The organism is Mucilaginibacter sp. P4_C11 (assembly GCF_056402115.1).
The window spans coordinates 1-25530 of the sequence record NZ_JBFUIA010000043.1 but is presented as its reverse complement, the minus strand read 5'-3'; the positions used below and the strand labels follow the sequence as shown (position 1 = coordinate 25530).

Sequence of the window (25530 nt, the reverse complement as noted above, 5' to 3'; positions counted from 1 at the left end):
TTTCATAAACCAATTTAACCTAAAAAACCATGCCCCCTATTAACTACGCTAACCCCATGCAGGGAAAACTATTTTCGCTGGCACAAGACAAAGGGAGTGTAAGCGGCGCTTTTCAGGATGTTGTTATCATTTACCCAATGCCTAAGCCTGGTTATCCACCAATCCCGCCTCCGGCACCCATAGATCTCGGGATAGATAGAATTACAGATATTATGAGTAATAATATAATTGACCATTGTATACAATGGTCATTCATCAGCCTCACTGATAACAAATTTATGCTCACCTGCAATAGCCCGCGAACAAGAAAAACCCATGTAATGACCTGTAGCGAGTACCCCAATATTTGCAAAACAGTTAAAGTAAATAATTTTGACCTTCCTGCTAATACAGAAAATGTAAACCGGGATAACCAGTTCACTTTAACCTATGTTGAACAGAGCCCCTGTTTCTTTTATTTAAAAAATGCTGATAATTTGTACCTGGCCACAACCACAGAATCTGTACAGATATGGGGACTAACCATCGGGATATTAACTTTTTTTACCGAAGAACAAAAAGACAACCCGGCTCTCAATGCTAATTGCGTTTGGTTCATCGATACCGTCGTCGACAAGCTCCGCAAGGTAGCCGACGATATTGTATTAGTTGACGAGGGCGATATTAAACGGCCTGTTTCATTTGCCGATATCTCAAACAAAGTGAACAAAACCATTGATATAGCTTATCTTAATAAGTTGATGGGAAGATGAGTTAACATAAAGATGCGGGCGGGGGTGTCCCGCCAAAGCGCTGCTATATACCGCACTTTTTCGATCTCTTCAATCAATCGCCCAGATTGTCATCGATTGGACGGGAGGGCGGAATGGGCAGGGGAAATCTTCGGTAATATGCCATGCAACGATGCTTGGTTAATACCCTTCGCATAAGATTTTCGCCACGCTCGAAAGATAGTTTTCCCCTCCTTTCCGCCCAAAACTCTTTTTTAAATTCAGGATAGTTAAGCCAGCCCGATTTTCTTAAAACCGGCGAACTTGTTCAAGCAAATAGATATATTTACTGTTTAGGAACCCATGAATAAACAACCCCGGTATATTGACCCCATGACCGACTTTGCCTTTAAACGGCTTTTCGGCAGCGACCCCAATAAAGACCTGCTCATTGCTTTTTTAAATGAGGTATTCCGTGGGCGAAAACTCATTGCCGATTTGGTTTACAATAAAAATGAGCACCCTGGTGAAACAAAACATGAAGGTGGGGCAATATTCGACCTGCTTTGTACCGGTACCGACGGAGAGCAATTTATTATTGAGGTACAACGCGGCAAGCAAGAAAAGTTTAAACAACGAGCATTGTTTTATACCAGTCGTCTTATTAGCGAACAAGCGCCTAAGGGTAAGCGAAGTGAATGGGCTTACAATATAAGTGGTGTTTATTTAATTGCATTATTGGAAGATTTTGTTTTGGATGATAGCCCCGCTGCTGAGTATCTGCATGATATTTGCCTGTGTAACAGAGATACAGGTAAAATATGTTACGATGAATTAGGCTACACCTATATTGAATTGCGTAACTTTGTAAAATTGGATAGTGAACTGGAAACAGATCTTGACCGATGGCTTTTTGTGCTGAACAATATGAGCAGCATGGACAAGTTACCGGCTTATTTGAGAAAGCCGGTTTTTGAAAAACTATTTAACATAGCAGAATATAGCAACCTGACAAAGGAGGAAAAAATGTTGTACGATAGCAGCTTAAAACAAAAATGGGATAACAAGAATGTGCTTGACTACGCGGTAAAAGAGGCGGATAAAATTGCCCGCGAATCTTTTGTTAAAAACCTTATTCAAGATACCGACTTTGATGACCAGAAAATAGCCTCATTAGCTTCAGTTGATGCAACTTTTGTTGAAAATGTGCGAAAAGGTTTAAAGTAATATTAATTCCTAATCTTGCCATCTCAATGTGTGATGCTATATAAGGCATTAATATCGTAGGAGCATTTACTTTTAACTATCTTATCTGTGCCTGATAAATCGCAAATTACCATTGAATATTTTTTATAAGCGGCAAACATCTAATTTAATTTTCAGGATTTCATCTGGCTATTTGGAAAATGAATCATTAATGAAAAAACCGCTCTGTAACGTATTATTACTACTATTTTTTGCAGGCAGCAGCTACGGGCAAAGGCAAGACGTTATACAGCAAATAAACAAAATTGATACCTATGTTTGCAGTATCGATTATAACTTAGCTTCGTTAAAAACCATATGGTATGTAAACACACTATGCGTAACGGTTATAATGAAGAAACCTACAATGAATTAATTGTCGGTTTTTTGAACAAAATAAACAGTTACGTATATAGATAAAGACCGCCATTCTGCCGGGGCGAATGCGCTATACCCCTACTTAAAGCAATTGAATAATTGATATTTTCGGGCCAACATGTTAGCCCGAGGTGCTATTCCCTTAGCTACCATGCTTCTAAATAAATCTTTTTTAACTCCCTCTCCTTTGGAGAGGGCCGGGGTGAGGCTTTTTTTGCTAATTTTACACCCTCAAAATGAAATTTAAATTAGCAGCACAAGACACACTTTCAAAGGCCCGCGCCGGTGAAATTACCACCGACCATGGTACTATTGAAACCCCCATATTTATGCCCGTTGGCACAGCCGGCACCGTAAAAGCGGTGCACCAGCGCGAACTTAAAACGGATATAGAAGCACAAATTATTTTAGGAAACACCTATCATTTATACCTGCGACCAGGACTAAATACCTTGGAAAGCGCCGGCGGCCTGCATAAGTTTAACGGCTGGGACGGCCCCATTTTAACCGATAGCGGCGGCTACCAGGTGTATTCGCTTACCGAAGTACGTAAGATTAAGGAGGAAGGCGTAACCTTCCGTTCGCATATTGATGGGTCAAAACACCTGTTTACACCCGAAAATGTGATGGATATCCAGCGTGTTATTGGTGCCGATATCATCATGGCTTTTGACGAATGCACCCCCTACCCCTGCGAGTATGGCTATGCCCGGCGGTCGATAGAAATGACGCATCGCTGGCTCAAAAGATGCTGCGACAGGTTTGATAGTACGGAGCCAAAATACGGGTACAGCCAAACACTTTTCCCGATTGTACAAGGCTCGGTTTATAAAGATTTAAGGGTAAAATCGGCCGAGGTTATCGCTTCATTTGAGCGCGAAGGGAATGCCATAGGCGGCCTTTCGGTAGGCGAACCAGCCGAAGAAATGTACGCGATGACCGAAATTGTATGCAATATTTTGCCCGAACACAAGCCACGTTACCTGATGGGCGTAGGCACTCCCATCAATTTATTGGAAAATATCGCCCTTGGAATTGATATGTTTGACTGCGTTATGCCTACCCGCAATGCCCGAAACGGCATGCTTTTTACCAAAAACGGCATCATAAATATCAAGAATGAGAAATGGAAAAACGACTTTAGCGCGATAGAAGACGATAGCGATTTATTTGCCGATAAGGAATACAGCAAAGCTTATTTACGCCATTTGATCCATTCGGGCGAGATGCTTGGGGCACAAATTGCCACACTGCACAACCTCCATTTTTACCTTTGGCTGGTTAAAGAAGCGCGTAAAAAGATCATTAGCGGCGAATTTTATGGCTGGAAAAACAGGATGGTTGGCCGCCTTGGCCAGCGATTATAATTGCAGGTTAATCAAATAATGCACCATAAAAAGCGTTGCTTACATAATATAAACCATGGCTTTAAAAAACATTTAATCTGCCGATGAGGACTTTTATACACCGGTACCTGATGGTTATCGACAGGTTTATTATCAAAAAATACCTGGGCACATTTGTGTTTACGATGGCCATTTTCGCGGCTATTTCGGTAGTGTTCGACATCTCCGAGAAGCTGGATAACTTCACCAGCAGGCATGCCACGCTGCACGATATTGTATTTAAATACTACGCCGGTTTTGTGCCTTTTTACCTGAATTTACTATCGCCGCTGATTAACTTTTTGGCGGTAATTTTCTTTACCGCCAAGATGGCAAACCAAACAGAAATCGTTCCGATACTGAGTGGCAAGGCCAGTTTTAACCGCTTTTTAAGGCCCTATTTTATAGCTGCATCGCTCATATTTGTGGTATCGTTTTTTGCCAATGTGTACCTTATCCCGTATACAAACCACCTCAAAAACGATTTTGAAAACGCCAACGGCATCACCGATAACGACCCCACCAAGAGCGAGGTGCACATGCAAATTGATAAACACACCTATGTTTACCTGGCCAATTATGACCCAACAGTGCACACCGGATACACCTTTATTATGGAGAAATTTAACGGTGATACCCTGCGCGAAAAGCTGATTGCCCAGCAGGTAACCTACGATTCTGTAAAAAGGATCTGGGCTTTAAAAAACTACGACGTTAGATATATTAAAGGGTTAAAGGAACAATTTATCCACAATCCGGGCCAAAAAGATACCGTACTGGACATGCACCCAACCGACTTTATTGTGTACGATAACGTATACGCGGCGATGTCATTAAGCGAGCTGAACAAGAATATTGATAAGGAAAAGCTACGCCGGCCTGAGGTTTTAAACAACCTTTATTACGAAAAATACCACCGCTTTGTGTACCCATTATCGGCATATGTTTTAACCGTTTTGGGGGTCGCGCTGTCGTCCCGCAAGGTGCGTGGCGGCGTAGGATTACCACTTGGGATTGGGATTTTGTTGTGTTTCACCTACATCATTATTGAGAAATTCTCGATCGTATTTTCGATAAAAGGCGGTGTCCCGCCAATTTTTACGGTGCTAATTCCTAATACATTATTTGGTATATTAGGCTATTACGTGTTGTTAAAAGCACCTAAATAGTGTTAAATAGTATTGAAAAAGTATTAAAAAATTGAAATAAATTGTCAAAAAATTGGATAAAAATACCCCAAAAGCGCTCAATAAGAACCTGATTATACTCCATTTTACAGTTTTTATCTGGGGTTTTACCGGTATTTTGGGTCAATTAATCACCATTTCGGCAGTACAATTGGTGTGGTACCGGGTGTTAATAGCCTTTGTTTCGTTGTTTTTATACTTCAAATTCAGCAAAACAGACTTCAAAGTAGAGCGAAAAATCATGCTAAAAATGGTTTTTACGGGCGCTTTGGTGGGCGGCCATTGGATACTTTTCTTCGCTTCTATCAAGCTTTCTACCGTTCCGGTGTCGTTAGTTTGCCTCTCCAGCATCACTTTATTTACCGCCATTTTTGAGCCGCTGATTAACAAAACCAGGATCTCCAAACTGGAAATCATGGCGGGTTTGTTAATCATTACCGGCATCGTATTAATTTTCAAATTCGAAACTAAATACACTAAGGGGATAATAGCCGGGCTGGCAAGCGCGGTTTGCGCGGCCCTTTTTTCTATCATCAACTCCCGGTTTGTTAAAAAAAGCGAAGCACCTATCATTGCATTTTATGAACTGACAGGAGCATTTTTTTGGATCTCGGTTTATCTTTTTGCAACCAACGGCTACAACCAAAAACTACTTTTAAAGCCGGCAGATATTGGCTACCTGGTACTCCTTGGCACGGTGTGCACGTCCCTTGCTTACGTTGCCGGGGTATCCGTTATGCGCGAACTTTCGGCGTTCCGGGTAGCGCTTATCACCAACCTCGAGCCGGTATATGGTATCATCATGGCGTTTATTTTCTTTGGCGATATGAATAAAATGTCCATCGGTTTCTGGGGCGGATCGGTGCTTATCCTGTCCACCATATTCCTTTACCCGGTTGCCCAATCGCAAATTGCCAGGCGTAAAAATCGCAGCTAATCTTTCTATATTCTTTGCGATGTTCTATTTTCCTTAACCGGTTCCCCAGGTTAGTTTTATATCCTGCCCACAATCCAGCGTCCAAAAAAGTTGCCACTCATCCAAGTATTTCCCGCCCCGAAAGTGGCTGAATAGGGGATAAATCCGCATGCCATAAAACGCCATTTTTAAGCCCTGTGAGCGATTGTAATTTTTCGGCACGTTCCTGCCTGTTTAAATCAACGCGCGTCGATTAGCGGCAAAATCCGGTTTTTAGTTAGTGTATTTAAATTTAAAAACGGAAAACTTTATCAGAAGCGCAAAAGGGAGATTCACGTCTGACAATTTCGTTAATAAAAATTAAAAAACGAGTTTTATAATAAATTTTAGTTAATTAAAAATCAACAACTTATATTATTTATCAGAAGTAAAAATTAAACAAAAGAAGACTAAATCAAATTGCAAAAAACTAAAAAAATTAGCAAGCAAAAACATACACCAATTAATATACATTTACCAATCAATAAATGAGATACTTAATCAACTTTATTTAATTAAAAAGTACAGATTTGAATTTGAGAGATTGCCAAACAACAAAGTGTACTGAATGAAAAAATGAGGATTCTAATTAAATGAGAGCAGACATCTGTTTTGTATACTGGACTGAAAAATGAGCAGGAAAAATTTACTTCTCATCAAAGAAAACAGTGAGTGAATCTGGTTTTAAAAAACCGCGAAATATTAAAGTTAAGGCCGTTCATCGTCATTAACCACGTCGATCAAAATTGGCCGGCCATTGGTAACTGACCGACCACTTCCCCACCAAAAAATCTATCGTTAATAACAAGCATTTTTTTTCGTGACGGAATTTAACTCCAAAATTTTCAGGGTAAAAAAGACAGGTATAGACAGAAAAATCAGATCGGAGATAATCACAAATTTGGAWCATCAAACCACCGGCCGTCTCATGTCTCAAATCTCACATCTAATATCTCAAATCTCTCTCCTATTTAAAACACCCTTTTATTTCAACATTAAAAACTGCATCTTGTATTAACTGTTAACTTTAACAAATCAAAACATCATGAGCATAAAAACCATCACCATAGTTATCATCACTATTTTGCTTACGGCCGCGCTTGCCCAAAATACCGACAATGTAACTTTCGCATTCTTGTTCATGAGTTTCAGGGTCTCCAAACTGGCCATCATGATCACCATGACCCTTGTAGGGTTTGTCCTGGGCTTTATGGTTGGCCGCCCCAAAAAAGCCAAATATGACATTGAAGGTTATCATGACAACATCCACCAAAAAGACGATAAAAATACACTAAGTGACGAAGACAGGGAATACATTAACTAAAACTATGAAAAATAAAATCGGATTTATCGGCCTTGGCAACATGGGCATCCACATGGCCAAAAACCTCATCGACGCCGGCTACCATCTACAAGTCCATAACCGCACCCTCAGCAAAGCCGACGAGCTAGACCAGGCCGGCATCACCAAATGCCAAACACCAGCCGAAGCCGCCGTCGGTGTACCTATCGTGATCACGATGCTATCGGAAGATGATGTGTTGCGAGAATCGGTTACAGGCCCCGACGGAATTTTAAAAACGCTACAGCCAAATGCTGTGCACATATCCATGAGCACCATATCGCCCGAAACGGCTGTTGAGCTGGCAAAAGCCCATGAGCAGTTGGGCAGCTATTACCTGGCTTCACCCGTTTTCGGAAGGCCTGAGGCAGCAGCAGCAAAAAAACTTTTCATCTGCGTTTCCGGCCCTCAGCAGGTAAAAGATGTTGCCAAACCAGTGCTCGACTGCCTGGGCCAGGCCATACATGATTTTGGCGAAGAAGTTGGCGGCGCCAACGTGGTGAAGATAGCTGGCAACTTCATGATCATGGCATCAATGGAGATGATGGCCGAAGCTTACACCCTTGCCGAGAAGAACGGCCTTGACCGTGCGCAGGTGGCCAACTTTTTTGGATCAACGCTATTCAACGCCCCCATTTACCAAAACTATGGAAGGCTAATTGCAAACAAGCAATATGAACCCGTGGGATTCAAAGCCAAATTAGTCTATAAAGACGCCCGCCTTGCCTTTAAACTATCACAGGCGAGCTACACACCCATGCCACTTGTAAACGCCGTGCACAGTCGCTTATTAAGCGCCGTAGCAAAAGGACTCTGCGACAGGGACTGGGTAGAGGGTTTTGGTCGGGGTGTAAGCGAAGATGCAGGACTTTAGAATTTCGGAATTGGGATTTCGATTTCGGATTTATTTCGATTATAAATTTGAATTGAGATTTTGACTTAGAGTTTAGGCCTTAGAAATTTCCGTCTTGATTCTTAACTCTAAGAAAATCTCAATAAAATCCTAATTTCGCCGTTGTTGAATTAATTAAAAAATTATCTTCTATTTATGATAAAGAAAACTTTTGTATGGATGGCAGTTTGTGCATTGGGCGCAACCATGTCATGTCAGGGAAAACCAACCGATAAATCGGCCAGTACGTCCGCCACAAGCCCTACGCCTACCGCAGCAGCCTCAGTAGATAACAAAGCTGTGATGGCCCGTAAGCAGGTGCCCATTGTTTGCTATCACCAGATACGCGATTGGAAGCCTACCGATTCAAAAGGCGCCAAAGATTACATTGTTCAGGTTGCAGCGTTTAAGGAGCATATAAAAATGCTGGCCGATAGTGGTTATCACACCATCCTGCCCGATCAGTTGTACGCCTACCTTACAACAGGTGCAGCGTTGCCCAAAAAACCAATTATGCTTACGTTTGATGATACCGACCTCGATCAATTTACTATTGCCAACCCTACGCTTAAAAAGTACGGTTTTAAGGCAGTTTATTTTGTAATGACAGTATCACTTGGCCGCCCGCATTATATGACGGCAGACATGGTTAAAAAGCTATCAGACGAGGGTAACGTAATTGCCAGCCATACCTGGGACCACCACCGGGTTGATAAGTACTCGCATAACTCAGAAATTAAGATTAAAGGCAAAAATGGCAAAATAACCACCAAGCCGGTTGACGACTGGGTTACACAGATTGACAAGCCTACCAAAAAACTGGAAGAAATAACCGGCAAAAAAATCGACTACTTTGCCTACCCTTTCGGTGTATGGAAAAAACCGGTATTGCCCGAGATTCAAAAGAAGGGTTTCAAAATAGCATTCCAGCTTGCCGACAAACGCGACCCTGATTATCCGCTGATGACCGTACGCCGTATTTTAGATAGTGGCTACTGGACAACAAAGACTTTTAGCAACAGCGTAAGAAATAGTTTCTAAGCCCCCTAACCCCCTGAAGGGGGAACGTAAAACGGCCTGTCTTTTTTTGAAGATAGGCCGTTTTTGTTTGGAATAGCATTTGAAAATAATTTTCAGTAAATTCGTTTATGGCCACGCTAACCGTAAACATCACTGACGATAAAGACCTTTTTGTTTTACAGGAGATCCTTAATCGATTTGGTTTAAGCTACTTCAATAGACGCAAATAGCGGACAGCTATTTTCTGAGATTGAAATAAACGGCTTTATACAAACAAGGCAGTGTTTTTTTAGACAGGAAGAGGACAGCACGAAATTGGAGTGACGTTGAAGATGACTTGAACCGTGCCTCGCCAACGAAGACTTACGAAGTTTTAAAAACTTCGTAAGTCTGGAATTTGCGACCTGTCGTAGCAAGCACAAAGCAATGACGGTTGATTACTTTTTCCCAGCCAAATATTTATCTAAAAACGCCAGCGTTTTGTTGGCTGTAGTTATCTGGTCTTCTTTTTTGGTAAAGCCATGGCCTTCGTTAGGATAGGTGACGTATTCTACCGGCACGCCATTCTTTTTTACACCATCCACAATTTCCTTGCTTTCAATAGGCAGCACCCGCACATCATTCATCCCCTGAAAAACAATCAGCGGCTTGTTGATGGTTTGGTAATGAAACAAAGGCGAAATCTTTTTCAGGTGTACACTATCCGCCGTGTACGGGTCGCCCAGTTCCTCGTAAAGGGCCTTGCGCTGGGCCTCCCAGTACGGTGGGATACTTTTGAGTGTCCGCATCCAGTTGGCTACACCAAAAAGGTCTACACCCACTTTAAATTCGTTAGGATGAAAGGCAAGGGCACCCAGTACCATGCAGCCGCCGTAACTACCACCCAGTATGCCTATTTTGGCGGTATCGATATAAGCTTGTTGCTGTAACCATTTTTTACCCCAGATGCAGTCCTTTAAATCGCCGTTGCTGTGGTCTTTGTTATCCAGCTTGTAAAAAGTTTTACCATAACCGCTGCTACCCCGGTTGTTAACAGCCAGCACCGCGTAGCCATGGTTAACTAAAAATTGAATTTGGTTACTAAAGCTGGTTGTGGTTTGGCCGCCCGGCCCGCCGTGTATCCAAAGTATAGCTGGCACCGGTTTATCTTTGCCGGCATTTTGGGGTTTGTAATAAATCGCCGGAATTTCCAGCCCGTCAAAAGATTTAAAATGGACAACTTCTGCACTTACCAAATCATCACTGCTTACCGCCGGGTTTAGTGTGCGGGTTATCGGTTTTAATTCCTTCCTGTCAAAATTGTAAACGTACAGGTTATTCGGGCTTGTGCTGCTACCTACCGTAAGCATTATGTTTTCCTCGCTTGGCGAAAACACTGCCGACTTAGCCTCGCCATCTTTAATTTCCGGAAAATCCATTTGCTTACCGGTACTATTATCAAACAGCAAAACTTTGGTTTTGCCATCGGCATTTACGTACACGGTGTAATATTTTTCCAGGTCGCTTAGTTCCATGCCAACAACGTCCCAGTTGGTGCTGTAAACTTTGGCGGTCGCCCCGGTTGCCAGGTTATATTTTACCAGGTAACTAAACTCGCTTCCGTCGTTGGTAATATAGTAAAGACTCGAATCGCCTTTGGTGAAAGCCGCCGGGTACCAGGTTGCATCTTTATCGTTACTTAATTTTTTGGTCGCTTTTGTCGTCCTGTCATAAAGGTACAACTCATTTTTATCGGTAGTAATAGATTTGGTTAAGGTAATATACCGTTCGGATTTTGAAACAGGGCCGGGCGAATAGCCTTCGTTGTTTTGATATAGCAGCTCATCTTTCCAGTTTTCTACATCAAGTTTATAAACGTCAAAAAACTTAGGGTCGCGCTTGTTACTTACAACGTAAAGGTACTTTTTATCGGCACTCCAGCCGTTTGTACTATTGGTGGTATTTGCCCATGGTGTAAGATCCTTCACCGGCGAGCCATCGGCTTTTTGCAGGTAGATGTGACTATTTTCGTTACCACCCTGATCGGCGCTGTATAAAAAATCGTTGGTGCCCGGCACGTAGCCTATAGAAAAATAGGAATCTTTGGTTGAATGGGTGAGCTGTTTTGATGAGGTATCGGCCAAATTAATGGCATAGATATTAAATATCCCGGTGCTGTTATCTTCAATCAGCACCTTGGTTTCGTCGGCATTAAAGCCCGCCCCGCCAATTGATTTATTATTATACAATTGCTCAATGGTGTATGATTTTACAACCGTAGGCTTGTCTATGTTTTTGCACGCGCTGAACATTACAGCCACGGCCAGTAAGGATAAATATTTCATTTTAGGTTTAATTTTCAGCAAGTTATAGCAAATATTTCGCAAAAACAAAAGAGCCTCACCCTACTATTTCCAACAAAGACGGCTTTTAGTTTGCAACCTGATTTTATTAATCCGGGCGTTGCCTGCGGCCGCGCTTTACGCTTATACTGCACAGGCATTAAGCGCGGGGCCGGTATCCGCTGCAATCGCTAACGTGAATTGTCTGAACCAGAATTTCCAGAATTAAAGGATTAACAGAATAAAAAAACAGTTGCGTTACACAACATTCATAACTACAGGCCACAAAAAAAGCCCGCTATTCACATAACGGACTAAAATATTAAAAAGTCTCCCCCTTCAGGGGGAGATTTAGAGGGGGCTATTAATGAGCGTGGTGGCCATCCGGGCCATGCGCGTGGCCGTGCGATAATTCTTCTTCGGTAGCCGGGCGTACGTTCAGGATGCTGCCTTTAAAGTGCAGTTCCTGGCCGGCCATAGGATGGTTAAGATCAACAATTACCGAATCTTCGGCTATTGATACTACCTGAGCCTGGAAACGGTTGCCATTATTATCCTGTAATGGTAAAATACTGCCAATTTCAGGAAGTTCTGCACCCTGGAACATTTCCTTCGGCAGGTTGGCTACAGCTTCTTCGTCATACTCGCCATAAGCATCGCCTGCAGCTAAACGGAATTCATAAGTATCACCTGTTGACAGGCTGCTTAAGTTTTCTTCAAATTTGGGCAGCATCTGGCCGGCACCAAACAAAAAGGTTAAAGGTTGTTCTTGTGTGGCACTTTCTGTTAAAGTTTCGGTACCATCCTGGTCAACATACAAATCGTAAGTTAATGACACTACGTGCTGTGGTTCAATCTTCATTGTTACTGTTTTTATAAATAAGCAATCAGGCCTGCATTTGTTTTAGTGCGTCGGCCGTGTTATTAGCAGGTAATCCGCAGGTTTTATCTATACAAACAAATATTTGTGTTGATTTACCAAACTTATCCTGTAACAAAGGTAAACTTCCTTTTGTACCTCCCAATATAATTTTATTGGGTATGTAATTATTTTCAAGTTCCTTTCTTACAGTTTCGGCTTCGGGCCCCGTTACGGCAACTTCATAAATACCATACACTTCATCAAGCAATAACATAGTCCAGTTTGAATAAGCTGTACCATACTTTGCAAGCTGCGGCATAATGTTGCGTAACAGCTGTGCCGAAACCGCTGCATAGCCTTCATTATCAAAAAGCAGGCCCAATTTTTTAAGGTTGCGCGCCATTGCCGAATTACTGGCCGGCGTAACCCCATCCATAATTTCCGATTTTCGGGCTATCAGCTGCTCATCATCATCGGCAGTATAAAAGAAAATACCGTTACTTTCGTCGTAATAATGGGCCATAGCAGTATCTGTAAGTGCTTTTGCCTGCTGCAGCCAAGTTTCATTGAAGGTAACTTCATACAAAGCGATGAGGCCATCTATGATATTGGCATAATCATCCAAAAACGCAACAGGGATACTATCAATCACCGGGCTGCCGTACACACGTGAGAGCCTGCCATTTTGACCTATAAGGTTATGCAGAATAAAATCAGCGTTCCTCAAAGCCAGTTTCAGGTACCTCGGTTCATCAAAAGCCCGGTAGGCTTCGCACAGGCCTTTTAACATTAAGCCGTTCCATGATGCCAGTATCTTGTTATCCAAACCGGGCCTGATACGGTGGCCACGGGCTTCGAACACTTTTTTGCGGGATGCTTTTACTTGCGTGAGCAAATCATCCACCCCTAAGCCCAGTTTTTCCGCCAGTTGCCCGTCCGTTTCTTTTTTGAAGAGCACGTTGGAGTGTTCTTCTTCCCAGTTGCCATCTTCGGTAATATGGTAGTAAATGCAAAACAGGTCGGCATCGTCACCTAAAATCGCTTCAATCTCGGTTTTAGTAAAAATGTAAAATTTACCCTCTACCCCCTCGCTATCGGCATCAAGGGCCGAGTAAAAGCCCATATCCGGCGATGCCAATTCAGTTGTGGCAAAATGGATGATCTCATCAACCACTGTTTTGTACAATTCATCGGGCTGCCAGGTGTGGGCTTCGGAGTACAAGGTTATGAGCTGGGCGTTATCATACAGCATTTTTTCAAAATGCGGCACATGCCAGCGGCCATCAACCGAATAGCGGGCAAAGCCGCCACCTACATGATCGTAGATACCACCGAAGGCCATTTTATGCAACGTTAACTTTACCTGCCTGGCAATTTCATCATCGTTGGTTAAATGCGCGTACCGCATCAGCAATTGCCAGTTATTGGGCATCGGAAATTTTGGCGCATTGCCGGTCCCCCCCTCGTGCCTGTCAAAATATCGTTTCCAGTTATCGCCAATAACTTTCAGGTCGTCCTTTGTATAATCCGGCTGATCGGCTATAAATTGGATCGATTCATATTTTTGGATCCCGTCTGTCAGGCGAACGGCGTATTCCTCCGCTTCTTCCGGTTTTTGCTTATAAAAATCGGCCAGGTTAAACAGCAGCGATGTCCAGTCGTTTTTACGAAAATAGGTGCCGCCATAAATTGGCCGCTGATCGGGCAGGCAAATGCAGTTTAGCGGCCAGCCGCCACGACCGCTCATCAATTGCACGGCGCTCATGTAAATCTGGTCTACATCAGGCCGCTCTTCCCTATCTACCTTAATGCAAACAAAAAATTCGTTCATTACTGCAGCCACGGCTTCGTCCTCAAAGCTCTCGTGCTCCATTACGTGGCACCAATGGCAGGCCGAGTAGCCAATGCTCACCAATATCAGTTTATTCTCGGCTTTGGCCTTATCCAAAGCTTCTTTACCCCAGGGGTACCAGTTTACAGGATTATTAGCGTGCTGCAATAAATAGGGAGAAGTGGAATTTGCGAGTTTATTCATGGCAGATGGTATTGCGTTATCAATGCAAGGTGCGAATATAATTGTACCTGTAGTTTAAAGCGGGATTTAATGGGAAAGTTTTACAGGCGGGATGTTAAATTTGTAAGTATTAGTTGGCGTCCACCTCTCGGTATTCCTCAAATCAAAAAGCAGACTGTACAAGTTACTTAATCCAAAGGTGCCTATCATGCCATAATCGTTCACCGCTTTAACGCTCCCATCGCTAAATTCAATCTTTATATAAGCGGTTTGATCATCGCTCCAACTTACCTCGTAATCATCTTTTAGTTTCTTTATATCAATATAGTTAACCAATGAAAATAGTTGAGAAACTTTGTCACCTGATATAATTCCTTTAAAATTTCCAGCTTTAGGGTTATATTGGTCTGCGTTGTATACCGCATTTCCATCAGCGAAAACAGTAAGTTGAAATATCGGACATGTACCATAACAGCCCGTAGTTTTTATAAAAATAGATTTAATATTATAGTTTGCTGGTTCGGGACTAAATTCTATAAAGTCATCGTATAAATATATAAGTGTATCTATTTGCTCAACCTTTTTCGTAAAGTCAAACCTATTTCCATCAAACCTGAATTTTTGCGAATAAAAAAGAAGCATTTGTTTGTTGTCGATAACAATGGGCTTTGCCATCTGGCAATCGCCAGAGAAACCTCGCGACAAGCGAAGCAGCTTTAGCGCGCCATGGCCATTATCAATTATGGCGTATACATAAGCCGATTCGCCATTTTTTACGGTTACCAGTAAATCGGTTAAGCTATCCATATTGAAATCAACCTTTTCCCAGGTTTTAATATCCCATTGCCGGGCTACATCACCACATTTCAGGGTAGGTATTAACTTATTGGTCGGTAAAATTTCTATATTTGGTTTTCCATGGCTTAAAAAATTAGTATCAAGTTTTACCAACAAATTTAAGACGTCGCTATCCGTTTTCAGATCGTCGATAGCGTTGGCCGCAACAAATTGCGCGAACAACAAAAAAAGTAAAATCAATGGCAGATATTTTATTGGCTTAGGTTGACGCATCAGGGTTACTAGTTATTAAATATTACTATAAAGGTATAAATAAACCTACCAGAAGTAGCTTTCATTAACTTGCTAAAAGAACAAAGCATGAATAAAATATGAATATCTCCACATTTATAGCCACTTTAAACCAGCCTGTTACCAACTTCACAATTTAATTCCCTTTATTTGCGGTTTTATTATTGACTGACAAAATGCGCTATTTAAAACTGATCAACATTTTATGCGTTGGTGGCTTGTTTGCTATCGTAAACACGGCATCGGCACAAACCGACTCCATTAAGTACAATCACCAGGAATCATTTGGCCCTATTACCTGGCCGGTAACCGGGCAGGGCACACGCTCAAACGCCGGCAAACCATCGCCAACTTATTGGCAAAACCGCGCCGACTACCTGATTAAAGCCGCCCTGAACGAAGGCAAAGACACCACCATCACCGGCGAAGTTACCATTACCTATACCAACAACAGCCCCGACCAATTGGACTACCTGTGGCTGCAGCTTGACCAAAATTTATTTAAACCCGACTCGCGCGGCGCGGCGGTAACCCCCTACACCGGCGACCGGTTTGATGTGCGTGGCTTTAGTCGTGGCGGTTATCACATCGGTTCGGTTGAGGTTACCTACAAAGGCGAAACCTATAAAGTTGCCCCAATTATTACCGACGCCCGGATGCAACTGCGCCTGAATGCTCCAATGGATGGCAAAGGCGAAAAAATAAGCGTGAAGATCAATTATGATTTTGCCATCCCATTTTATGGTGCCGACCGTATGGGCCGCAAAAAATTTAAACAGGGTTACGTTTACGAAATTGCCCAATGGTACCCACGCATGTGCGTTTATGACGATGTAGAAGGCTGGAACACCCTGCCCTACATGGGCCTTGGCGAATTTTACTGCGAATACGGCGATTTTGACTACTACATAACCGCCCCTGCCAATATGGTGGTTGTAGGATCGGGCGATTTACAAAACCCCGAGGATGTATTATCACCAGCGCAGCTTAGCCGCATGACGGAAGCTAAAAGCAGCGATAAAACAGTCATGCTGATTAAGCAGAGCGAAGTTGGCAAATCGTCAACCCGTCCGTTTAAGGGAAGCCTTACCTGGCACTATAAAATGCTAAACAGCCGCGATGTTGCCTTTGGCGCATCGGATGCTTTTATCTGGGATGCTGCGAGGGTTAATTTCCCATCGGGCCGTAAGGGTATCGCTATGTCGGCATACCCTATTGAGAGCGCCGGTATAGATAGCTGGGGCCGGTCAACCGAGTACCTGAAGAACAGCATGGAGATTTACTCTAAAGCTTATTTCGAGTATCCGTGGAACTCGGCTGTGAACGTATCTGGCGTTGCCCTGGGCATGGAGTACCCTGGTACTATATTTTGCCTTGGCGGCCTTAAAAAAGGGCAGTTATGGGGAGATGTTACCCATGAAATTGGCCACAACTGGTTCCCGATGATTGTAGGCTCAAACGAGCGCAAATACATGTGGATGGATGAAGGCTTCAACACTTTTATTAACGAATATGCCTCGCAACAATTTAACAAAGGCGAGTATAACGATACCACCAAACAGGCGCAGCGCATTTTAGGCCAGTACCGCAACAGTAAAGACCCATTGATGACCGCGCCCGAAGCCATCGGCCTTAACGACTATGGCCAGTACTATGTTAAAACCGCTTTGGGTATGGATATTTTGCGCAACGTGGTTTTAGGCCCCGAGCGCTTCGACTATGCATTTCACGAGTACATTAAAAATTGGGCATTTAAACACCCGTTGCCGTATGATTTATTCCGCGCGATGAACGATGCCAGCGGCGAAGACCTGAACTGGTTTTGGAAAGGCTGGTTTACCACTACCTGGAAAATCGACCAATCGATCACCGGCGTTAAATATGTAGACGATAACGCCGTAAATGGCGCCCTGATCACCATTACGAACAACGAAAAGATGGCAATGCCTGTCGACCTGAAAATTACCCAGGCCAATGGCAAGGTTGAAACCTTACACCTGCCCGTAAATGTGTGGCAGCGCGGCGGAGTATGGACGTTTAAATATCCATCAACATCAAAAATAAAACTGATGGTGATTGACCCTGAACACGAACTACCGGATATTGATTTAAAAAACAACGTGTATTACGGGGAATAAGTTTAATTACTGAATTATTGATTTTTAGTGATTTATAAGAATTTTGAATGGCGATGGCTGGTTTAGCCTATCGCCATTTTTTATATGTATGGCAACAAATACACTGTGGCCGAAGAGAACTGACTTGTTTTAATTAAAAATGCAACAAAATCAATTCTATGTCGTATTAGATTATTTTATAACATTAATGTTGTTTAATAGTTTATCGGCCAATGGGTATTATTGATTCAGGTGTCAGCATTCTTGTCATTGATGACGAGGAATTGGATTGTGTCATCGTGAAAGCCTTGATAAAAAAATACTTAATGAATCCCCAAATTGACTCTTGCCAAAACGGCAAGAGCGCAATAGACCACCTTAGCAAAATCAATGACAGCAATCCCGAGCATCTTCCGGATTATATTTTTCTAGACCTAGCTATGCCGGTAATGAACGGATGGCAATTTTTGGTCGAATTTGACCGGTTGAAGATCGATTCGTTAAGAAAAAGCAAAATTTATATACTCACCTCTTCTGTAAGCATCGACGATTTAACCAGGTCGAAACAAAGCCCGCTTGTAACCGACTTTATAAATAAGCCCTTAACTTTTGAAAAAATAAAAAACATTTTTGCCGATTTCTGAATTTAAAACCTCTAAAAACCAACGGTTTCGTAATATACCAGGAACCATTTGCCATTTATTTTTTTTAATCGACTTTTTTGAATAACAGTTGGATCAACGGGCGTTGTTATTCTTTCGTTGGCTTCATCATCTGATTTTGTGGTTTCAATACGCGATAGGCTTTTATCCAACATTAAATTTAGTTCCCATTGCCCTTTTTGCAGGTAATCGGGTTTTACATTCTGTCCGTCATCTGTCTCTCGGTAAACTTTTGGTAGCGGAAACTTAATCCGGCTTAACTGAAAAGCGCTATCTGTATAAAACTTATTGCGAAAATCGTCAAAGGTTTCTCCAGAGTCCACAACCTTACCTGGCGCATTAACCGAAGACACTTTAACCTTGGATGAAAAATTGCAGGAGGACAAAACTGCAAGCGTTATAACGATAAATATAATTCTCACTATGACAGGTATAAATTAATCAACAGGCTTAATCTGCACTTTTGTCCCATCAGGTAAATCTTTAATTTGTTCGTGAATTATACCTGTTAATGTAAAATGAACACTGATATCAGTAGCAGCTATATTATCTACCGAATATTCGCCGCCAATGATAGGAAATTCTTTGAAGCTATAAACTTCATTTTTGCCCAAATACTTATTTGCAGTTAACAACTTGCCAACCAGCGACGGCAAAAACCAGTTATCTATATTGGCTTCATCCGCCAACATTTGCTCAAACCCGGCTTTGCTATCTGCTATTTTAGTCAACGATCCGTCATCGGTAGACAGCCAATATACGCGACCGTTATTCGCTAATAAAAACATATCGCCCATTTTGGAGATCAGCAATGTTTGTTTAAAATCGGATATCAACCAAAGCCAATTTTCTACCAGTTCGCTTTGGTTAATATTTGAAATATTTATGGTAAGATCGTCTAAAAGGAGATTCATAGGAAGGTTTCTGTTCTATCAATTTACACGTCATCATTATAGCCAGGCTTCAAATCAAATCATGGAAAATATACTGTTCTTCATAAGCTACTTTAAACTTTTTTAAAAAGTCAAGATATTCTTCCCTGAATGTTTGCTTCTTATGATGCACTTCCTGGTTTTGGATATATTTATAAACTTTATCAACCTGCGATTGACTATAGGAAAACACACCATAACCATCTTGCCATTCAAAATGCTTATGGGTTAGCAAATGATCATTAATATATTTAGATGATTTGGCTTTCACAGTTTGCATCAGTTCTGATACTGAAACAGCGGGCCTTAAGCCGATAAAACAATGTACATGATCTTCCACACCATTTACAATAATGGTTTTGCAATTGGTTTCATTGATTAGATTGCCTATCACGCCAAACAGCTCGGCGCCCCATTTTTTTTCAATCACCGCTTCCCTGTACTTAACGGCAAAAATTGTTTGAATGTAGATTTGGTGATAGGTATTTGCCATTTTATCTGGACCGTTAATATTTGCTATTTTTATATGAGCCGAGCCTACGGCTCTCATTCTTCTTTTATTCGTATCCCACGGGTTGAAACCCGTGGCTACAATATAAGTCGGGGCTACGCCCCTGGATTTGCAAGTTAATAATTAACCCATTTTACTACAATATGGATCGACGCTACGCCTCTGGATTCCGCGTTTAAATTATATTTCTGTTCCTCTTATACCACGGGTTGAAACCCGTGGCTACAATATGGATCAAGGCTACACCTCTGGATTGTGCGTTTAAATTATATTTCTGTTCCTTTAAAAATACATCTTTCAGGCCGGCGATATTTGTTATTTTATTGTTTGTTAAATCTGCTGTTTTATATATGTACCGAGCCTACGGCTCTCATTCTTTATTTATTCTTATCCCACGGGTTGAAACCCGTGGCTACAAAATGTATAGAGGCTACGCCTCTGTATCGTTTTATCCATATTTCTGCTCCTCCAGTCAAATGCAGCTAAGGGCCATCGGCCCGAAACATATTGTAGCCCCGGGTTTCAACCCGGGGTACGCAGACATAAACAGTCAAGAGTGCCGTAGGCACGGCCCATATTATCAGCCTGGTAGTTCTAAAATATTTAGATCGCTAACCTACTTCACCCCCATCGCCAAATACCCCGCCAATGCATTTATCCTGCCGGCTACCACCCCTATCTGCTGCTTCACCTCGTCCCAATTGCGTTGTTCAATTGCTTCGCGGATGCCGGGAATGGTTTTAACACCGTAACCGGTATAAAAACCGGGTGCATAAATGGTGTGTTTGTACCAGCCTCGGCGTGGCAGGCCTTCGGCGGCAAGCAATTGCTGCTCGGCATGGTACAGGAGTTTGTTTAGTTTATCGTGGTCGCCATCTTTTAACGCGGCTGCGCTCCAATAGGCGGCCAGTTTATCGGCGCTTTTCTTTAGCGAGTCCAGCGCGCCGGTTAGCGGTTTAAAATCAATTGGGGGCACGGTATCTTTGGCAACCGGCGCTTTGTACAGGTGGGTTGGGTCGGCAGCCAGGGCGTAATCGTTAGCTTGTATCAGTTGGTTATCAATTTTGGTGGCTTCGCGGGTGTCATCGGTCAGTTTGGTAAGTTCGGTAGCATATTTAGCAATGGTTGCTTGCAGGCTCCTGAAATCAAATGGCAATACCTCGGCATCAGCCATGCGCAATACCGAGTGACCGGCAGTTTGGGCCAGGGTAACGCCGTAAGCAAAGTCAGGATCTTTAAAACGTTTGTAGTCATCAAACGAATCATAAATAGAATGATATTCGCCGCCGCCATCTTCACCGCCAAAACCAAAATCGAGCGTTGGGATGCCCAAATGCTGCAGGAATGAAGAAAAATCAGATCCTGAGCCCAGCGCCTCCAGCTTTTCGCCTTTGCGTTCCAATATCTCTTTCTTGTCGCTGGTTGATTTGGCATTGACCAGTTGCATCGCCTTTTTCCTGTCGAACACACTTACTTTCGTTTGTGGGTCGGTTATACCATTTGTTATCTCGTCAATAAAGCTTTCCAGCGCCTGCGAACCACCTGCACCTAAAAAGCCGCGGCCATTACTATCCGAGTTGATATATACCACTGTTTTTTGCTGCAGTTCTTTATCGTGAGCCTCGGCATACTCTGTCGATCCTAACAGGCCTGGTTCTTCGCCGTCCCATGAGCAATATATAATGCTGCGTTTGGGTTTCCAGCCGGTTTTTAGCAGGTCGCCAAGGGCTTTGGTTTCTTCAATCATGGCAGCCTGGCCACTTATAGGGTCGTTGGCGCCGTTAACCCAGGCATCGTGGTGGTTACCACGCATTACCCACTCATCCGGGTAAGTTGATCCTTTAATTTTGGCAATTACATCATAAGCGGGCACCATATCCCAATCAAATTCCATTTTTAAGTGTACCACGGCCTTGCCGTCACCGATGTGGTAAGTTATAGGCAACGAGCCGGCCCATCCGCTGGGTGCAACGGGGCCATCAAGCGCGGCCAATAAAGGTTGCGCATCATGATAGCTTATAGGAAGCACCGGTATTTTTAATATCGTGGTTGCATCTTTTCTATCTAGGCGTTTGGCATCTTTTGTTGCGCCAACGCCCGGTGTAAGCGGATCACCGGGATAAATCACCATATCCATTACCGAACCGCGCTGAACGCCAAATTCATTCTTGTAAGCTCCTTTGGGGTACACATCGCCGGCAGAGTAGCCGTCATCAGCAGGATCGGAGTAAATAATACACCCTATAGCCCCGTGCTCATAGGCTACTTTGGGCTTTATGCCACGCCATGAGCGGCCATATTTAGCAATTACTATTTTACCTTTAACATCAATGCCCATGGCAGCCAGTTTAATATAATCATCGGGCAAACCATAGTTTACAAATACCAATGGACCACTAACATCGCCATCGGCACTCCAGGCGTTATAAGTTGGCAGCTGATTGGGCTGGCCCGATGTGGCATCTTCAGGCAGGGCCTGCTCTTTTAACACGGCTGTATAAGCTGTTGGAGCGGTAAGCTCAAGCACCCGCGTTTTGGGTGTTGGGTAAAGTACCGTGTAAGTTTCTATATGTGCATCCAGCCCATAGCTTTTGTACATAGCCAATATCTTGTCGGCCACGGCCTTGCTGCCCGGCGAACCGATGTTATGCGGAAATGCCGAAAGTGCTTTAATGGTTTCGCCAATGCGCTGCGGGCTTAAACCTGCATCAAATGTTTTTTCGGTTTCCAGTTGCTTTGCGGACGATGCCGGTGTAAAGCCAATTAATATTTTTTGCTGCGCGAAACTTGCCGACGACAGCGCCAATAAGCCAAGGGTAAGGGTTTTCTTCATGACAGTGTATATGGTGATGCGTGAAGATAATAAAAATGTTCATTGGTTCATTGGTTCATTGGTTCATTGGTTCATTGGTTCATTGGTTCATTGGTTCATTGGTTCATTGGTTCATTGGTTCATTGGTTCATTGGTTCATTGGAACGCGGGCATAGCGGAAAAATAGCTTTTTGGCTGAATACCTTTTATCCATCTGGCAATCCAACCAGACAAGACCAATGAACTAATGAACGATATGGGCGTTCCCTGCGGGCGGGCTTTACTCCGCAATCCCTAACCCTTTTTGCCTGAACTCGGATTCATCTGATTTCAGGATTAACAGGATTTTTTGATTTGCAAGGAAAATCCCAATAATCAGAAAAATCTGCTTAATCCGAGTTCAGGCAAAATACTGGCAGTTCTAAACAAATCAAAATTATTTGTTGTCGCTTTTCTTCCCCGTCATTTTCTTTATCTCATCTCCAAAGACGGCCCCACCCAGTAATAGCACCAACAACATTGAGCCAGCCATGGAAATATCCTCCCCAACATAATACGATGCCGGGTGAAACACAAATTCCACCTTATGTTCACCTGCCGGGATTGAGGCCGCCCGGAGCAGGTAATTGGCCCGGAAGTATGGCTTCTCCATCCCGTCAATCAGCATTTTCCAGCCCTTATCGTAGTATATTTCGGAGAAAACAGCTACGCCGCCAGTTTTCGAAACCGATTTGTACACCATATGGTCAGGGTTATAGCTTGCCAGTTTTATGGTCGATGTGGAGTCGCCCGCCTGTATATTACCGGCTACGCTTTGGTAGCTTTTATCGGCAACAGCATCATTTTTTGGCGACAGGCCATTGAGCGATTTCATTTCAGCATCGGCGCCGTCAACATATTTTATGCTTTTTATAAACCATGCATTACCACATGCATCGGGGTTGGGCAATAACATTTGGCCCTGTTTAGATGAATCGGGTACGATGACGTATTTGGCATTCAGCATGTTCAGCACAGCCGGGTTTGCGCCCCTGGTAAATTGATTATCTATCAGTTCGTCGTATCGCTTCATTCGCGCGGCCGAGTATCCACCTAAAGTTTTGTGGAAAAACGGGTTCTGTACATCTTGTCTTATATTAATAGCTGCTGTGGCATCGTACACCCTGAAATCAGGATCCGCATCTTTAGCTATCTCTACGTCAACAGGTCTTGGGGGTACTGCCGATTCTTGTTTGTCGGTAAAATTGGTATCCTTTAAATAGCGCTTATCTACCTGCCAAAGGTCAACCAATATTATGGCAAACAATAGCAAAGAAACCGTTGTGAGGCTTAGTTTTTGTTTTATAAGCGCCCAAACAATACCAAAAGTAAGAAGCACAAATACCAGCGAACGAATGGCATCAGCACGCTCAAGACTGGCCCTGTCTTTAACCACCGCATTGGCAAAAGCATTGGCCATTGCTGCGTCGCCCTTTAATGCCTGTGTTAAACTGGCAACGCCGCTTAGCTGGTCGCTCGGCCTGAAACTTAGCAGCAATTCGGGCACAAGAATTAGTATCAGCACCAGTCCACCTATTATATAAAAGGCAATTAACAGTTTTTTAAGCAACACCTTTTTATCGGCAGTAACAATAACCTCCTGTATAGCCAGGAAGGCCAATACCGGAAAGCATAACCCGGCCACTGCCAAAATAGATTCGACAGCACGGAACTTATTGTATAGTGGAAAGTACTTTAAAAATATATCGGAAACGTATGGCCAGTTGCCGCCAAATGATAGCAGCATAGTTAACACCACTGTACCCAGCAGCCACCATTTAAGCCGACTCTTTACTATAATGAGCCCGAATACAAACAGAAAGCAGATACTTGCACCAAAATAAAATGGGCCGCTGGTACCCGGCTTCTCGCCCCAATAAAGCGACAATCCGGGGAATGAAGAAATTTGCTGCGCGTAGTTTAAAGCCTGCTCCGGCTGCTCGCCTTTATCTGTAAATACTTTAACGGTTTCTGAATTTTGATCAATCAATTCCGGCCCGGATGCTCCACCCGAAGCATTGGGCACCAAAAAGGTAAGGCACTCGGCAACGCCCTGGCTATATTGATAAATATAATCTTTAGACAGGCCATTTTGCGGCTCTTTGGTGCTGGTGGTTAAATTTGATTTGCCACGATAGCTATCCTTGCCGTATTCATAAGTACTCCACAAGGTTGATGCATTTACTGCAAAGGCCAATAGCGATGCAGCAAGCAAATACCCTAACGATTTGAGAAAAGATGCTGTAGTTTTATTTTTAATAGCGTGATAAAGCTCGATACCCAGCAAAATCAAAACGGCCAGCATTAGATAGTAGGTCATTTGCAGGTGGTTCACCTTAATTTCGATAGATAGGAACAAAGCCAGTAAAGATGCCCCCAACAAATATCGCCCCCGTAATGCCAGCATAATACTTGCTATTATAGGCGCAAAAAAAGCAATGGCAAAAGCCTGGTTGGTATGCCCGGCCGCCAGCAATATCATATTATAGCTGGTAAAAGTAAAAGCCACGGCACCGGCCGCCGCCAGCCAGGGGCTAAGCTTTAGCACATTAAACAAAAAGTAGGTACCAAACAAAAATACAAGCACCATACCAACCGGGTTGGGTACAGCATAACCAATAACGGATATAATATGCGTGGCAATGTTGGCGCTGTAAGGCGCCCAGATCTGGTATGCGGGCATACCGCCGAATATCTGGTTCGTCCATAAAATGGTGGTATCGCGGGCGCGGTAGTCCATGATCTCCTTTTGGGTGGATTGCGCACCAAGCACGTCCCCTTGCCCCAGTGTTTTCCCCTGAAATGCAGGCGAAAAATATAAAAAACACAATACCAAAAAAACACCCGCAACGGCAAAATGTATCCCGTTACGCTTTAGCCAATCCATCATAAGCAACAATAATTATATATTTTTTAAAAATACAATTATTATTGGTCATTGGTCATTGGTCATTGGTCATTGGTCATTGGTCATTGGTCATTGGTCATTGGTCATTGGTCATTGGTCATTGGTCATTGGTCATTGGTCATTGGTCATTGGTCATTGGTCATCATTTA

Annotated in this window: 20 protein-coding genes; 11 read left to right on the top strand and 9 right to left on the bottom strand. The window is 43.0% G+C overall.

The annotated features are described in order from the left end of the window. The first annotated feature begins 29 nt into the window (after positions 1–29). The 9 genes from AC1DU2_RS27380 to AC1DU2_RS27340 all read left to right on the top strand — a co-directional run bounded on the left by AC1DU2_RS27380 (position 30) and on the right by AC1DU2_RS27340 (position 9135). A complete protein-coding gene (locus AC1DU2_RS27380; protein ID WP_477388430.1) occupies positions 30–752 on the top strand; it encodes a hypothetical protein in 723 nt (240 codons plus the stop codon). A gap of 321 nt (positions 753–1073) precedes the next feature. Next, positions 1074–1937: an Rpn family recombination-promoting nuclease/putative transposase gene (locus AC1DU2_RS27375; RefSeq protein WP_477388428.1), complete on the top strand. Its 864-nt coding sequence runs from the start codon at positions 1074–1076 to the stop codon at positions 1935–1937. Positions 1938–2127: 190 nt separating this feature from the next. Beyond that, on the top strand, positions 2128–2331 hold the full coding sequence (locus AC1DU2_RS27370; protein WP_477388426.1) for a hypothetical protein: 204 nt from the start codon (positions 2128–2130) through the stop codon (positions 2329–2331). 238 nt (positions 2332–2569) lie between these two features. Beyond that, the gene (gene tgt / locus AC1DU2_RS27365; protein ID WP_477388424.1) at positions 2570–3700 is read left to right on the top strand and encodes a tRNA guanosine(34) transglycosylase Tgt; all 1131 of its coding nucleotides are present in this window, start codon (positions 2570–2572) and stop codon (positions 3698–3700) included. 83 nt (positions 3701–3783) lie between these two features. After that, positions 3784–4887 carry an LptF/LptG family permease gene (locus AC1DU2_RS27360; RefSeq protein ID WP_192910121.1) on the top strand — a complete coding sequence of 368 codons (1104 nt, stop codon included), beginning with the start codon at positions 3784–3786 and terminating at the stop codon, positions 4885–4887. Between the two features lie 52 nt (positions 4888–4939). Further along, entirely contained in the window at positions 4940–5842 is a 903-nt protein-coding gene (locus AC1DU2_RS27355) for a DMT family transporter (RefSeq protein ID WP_477388422.1), read from the top strand. A gap of 1063 nt (positions 5843–6905) precedes the next feature. Further along, the gene (locus AC1DU2_RS27350) at positions 6906–7184 is read left to right on the top strand and encodes a LapA family protein (protein WP_477365902.1); all 279 of its coding nucleotides are present in this window, start codon (positions 6906–6908) and stop codon (positions 7182–7184) included. Positions 7185–7188: 4 nt separating this feature from the next. Next, a complete protein-coding gene (locus AC1DU2_RS27345; RefSeq protein ID WP_477388420.1) occupies positions 7189–8076 on the top strand; it encodes an NAD(P)-dependent oxidoreductase in 888 nt (295 codons plus the stop codon). 174 nt (positions 8077–8250) lie between these two features. Further along, on the top strand, positions 8251–9135 hold the full coding sequence (locus AC1DU2_RS27340) for a polysaccharide deacetylase family protein (protein ID WP_477388418.1): 885 nt from the start codon (positions 8251–8253) through the stop codon (positions 9133–9135). A 416-nt stretch (positions 9136–9551) separates the two neighbouring features. Here the strand turns inward: AC1DU2_RS27340 and AC1DU2_RS27335 are convergent, their stop codons facing one another. The 4 genes from AC1DU2_RS27335 to AC1DU2_RS27320 all read right to left on the bottom strand — a co-directional run bounded on the left by AC1DU2_RS27335 (position 9552) and on the right by AC1DU2_RS27320 (position 15382). Next, entirely contained in the window at positions 9552–11438 is a 1887-nt protein-coding gene (locus AC1DU2_RS27335) for a S9 family peptidase (protein WP_477388416.1), read from the bottom strand. 361 nt (positions 11439–11799) lie between these two features. Then, positions 11800–12297, bottom strand: coding sequence for an FKBP-type peptidyl-prolyl cis-trans isomerase (locus AC1DU2_RS27330; RefSeq protein WP_477365914.1), 498 nt, complete (start codon positions 12295–12297; stop codon positions 11800–11802). Positions 12298–12322: 25 nt separating this feature from the next. Continuing rightward, on the bottom strand, positions 12323–14332 hold the full coding sequence (locus AC1DU2_RS27325; RefSeq protein ID WP_477388414.1) for a thioredoxin domain-containing protein: 2010 nt from the start codon (positions 14330–14332) through the stop codon (positions 12323–12325). A 66-nt stretch (positions 14333–14398) separates the two neighbouring features. Then, positions 14399–15382, bottom strand: a complete 984-nt coding sequence (locus tag AC1DU2_RS27320; RefSeq protein WP_477388412.1) for a DUF6438 domain-containing protein — start codon at positions 15380–15382, stop codon at positions 14399–14401. A 194-nt stretch (positions 15383–15576) separates the two neighbouring features. On the opposite strand from AC1DU2_RS27320, the gene AC1DU2_RS27315 reads away from it, so the two are divergent. Beyond that, positions 15577–17538, top strand: a complete 1962-nt coding sequence (locus AC1DU2_RS27315) for a M1 family metallopeptidase (protein WP_477388410.1) — start codon at positions 15577–15579, stop codon at positions 17536–17538. Between the two features lie 212 nt (positions 17539–17750). Continuing rightward, positions 17751–18161 carry a response regulator gene (locus AC1DU2_RS27310; RefSeq protein ID WP_477365926.1) on the top strand — a complete coding sequence of 137 codons (411 nt, stop codon included), beginning with the start codon at positions 17751–17753 and terminating at the stop codon, positions 18159–18161. 11 nt (positions 18162–18172) lie between these two features. Here the strand turns inward: AC1DU2_RS27310 and AC1DU2_RS27305 are convergent, their stop codons facing one another. From AC1DU2_RS27305 to AC1DU2_RS27285, 5 genes are all read right to left on the bottom strand, one after another. Further along, a complete protein-coding gene (locus AC1DU2_RS27305) occupies positions 18173–18601 on the bottom strand; it encodes a DUF4348 domain-containing protein (protein WP_477388408.1) in 429 nt (142 codons plus the stop codon). A 15-nt stretch (positions 18602–18616) separates the two neighbouring features. Beyond that, positions 18617–19093 carry a T6SS immunity protein Tdi1 domain-containing protein gene (locus AC1DU2_RS27300; protein ID WP_477388406.1) on the bottom strand — a complete coding sequence of 159 codons (477 nt, stop codon included), beginning with the start codon at positions 19091–19093 and terminating at the stop codon, positions 18617–18619. A 49-nt stretch (positions 19094–19142) separates the two neighbouring features. Then, complete coding sequence (tnpA, locus tag AC1DU2_RS27295; RefSeq protein WP_477388404.1) at positions 19143–19661, bottom strand: IS200/IS605 family transposase; 519 nt, start codon at positions 19659–19661, stop codon at positions 19143–19145. A gap of 577 nt (positions 19662–20238) precedes the next feature. Beyond that, entirely contained in the window at positions 20239–22455 is a 2217-nt protein-coding gene (locus AC1DU2_RS27290; RefSeq protein ID WP_477388402.1) for a transferrin receptor-like dimerization domain-containing protein, read from the bottom strand. Between the two features lie 415 nt (positions 22456–22870). Continuing rightward, positions 22871–25363, bottom strand: coding sequence for a YfhO family protein (locus tag AC1DU2_RS27285; protein WP_477388400.1), 2493 nt, complete (start codon positions 25361–25363; stop codon positions 22871–22873). Between the last annotated feature and the right edge of the window lie 167 nt (positions 25364–25530).

Bases quoted from the DNA above. Each gene is read 5' to 3' on its own strand.
- AC1DU2_RS27380 (WP_477388430.1), top strand. From the start codon at position 30: ATGCCCCCTATTAACTACGCTAACCCCATGCAGGGAAAACTATTTTCG.
- AC1DU2_RS27375 (WP_477388428.1), top strand. From the start codon at position 1,074: ATGAATAAACAACCCCGGTATATTGACCCCATGACCGACTTTGCCTTT.
- AC1DU2_RS27370 (WP_477388426.1), top strand. From the start codon at position 2,128: ATGAAAAAACCGCTCTGTAACGTATTATTACTACTATTTTTTGCAGGC.
- tgt (WP_477388424.1), top strand. From the start codon at position 2,570: ATGAAATTTAAATTAGCAGCACAAGACACACTTTCAAAGGCCCGCGCC.
- AC1DU2_RS27360 (WP_192910121.1), top strand. From the start codon at position 3,784: ATGAGGACTTTTATACACCGGTACCTGATGGTTATCGACAGGTTTATT.
- AC1DU2_RS27350 (WP_477365902.1), top strand. From the start codon at position 6,906: ATGAGCATAAAAACCATCACCATAGTTATCATCACTATTTTGCTTACG.
- AC1DU2_RS27345 (WP_477388420.1), top strand. From the start codon at position 7,189: ATGAAAAATAAAATCGGATTTATCGGCCTTGGCAACATGGGCATCCAC.
- AC1DU2_RS27340 (WP_477388418.1), top strand. From the start codon at position 8,251: ATGATAAAGAAAACTTTTGTATGGATGGCAGTTTGTGCATTGGGCGCA.
- AC1DU2_RS27335 (WP_477388416.1), bottom strand. From the start codon at position 11,438: ATGAAATATTTATCCTTACTGGCCGTGGCTGTAATGTTCAGCGCGTGC.
- AC1DU2_RS27330 (WP_477365914.1), bottom strand. From the start codon at position 12,297: ATGAAGATTGAACCACAGCACGTAGTGTCATTAACTTACGATTTGTAT.
- AC1DU2_RS27325 (WP_477388414.1), bottom strand. From the start codon at position 14,332: ATGAATAAACTCGCAAATTCCACTTCTCCCTATTTATTGCAGCACGCT.
- AC1DU2_RS27320 (WP_477388412.1), bottom strand. From the start codon at position 15,382: ATGCGTCAACCTAAGCCAATAAAATATCTGCCATTGATTTTACTTTTT.
- AC1DU2_RS27315 (WP_477388410.1), top strand. From the start codon at position 15,577: ATGCGCTATTTAAAACTGATCAACATTTTATGCGTTGGTGGCTTGTTT.
- AC1DU2_RS27310 (WP_477365926.1), top strand. From the start codon at position 17,751: ATGGGTATTATTGATTCAGGTGTCAGCATTCTTGTCATTGATGACGAG.
- AC1DU2_RS27300 (WP_477388406.1), bottom strand. From the start codon at position 19,093: ATGAATCTCCTTTTAGACGATCTTACCATAAATATTTCAAATATTAAC.
- tnpA (WP_477388404.1), bottom strand. From the start codon at position 19,661: ATGAGAGCCGTAGGCTCGGCTCATATAAAAATAGCAAATATTAACGGT.
- AC1DU2_RS27290 (WP_477388402.1), bottom strand. From the start codon at position 22,455: ATGAAGAAAACCCTTACCCTTGGCTTATTGGCGCTGTCGTCGGCAAGT.
- AC1DU2_RS27285 (WP_477388400.1), bottom strand. From the start codon at position 25,363: ATGATGGATTGGCTAAAGCGTAACGGGATACATTTTGCCGTTGCGGGT.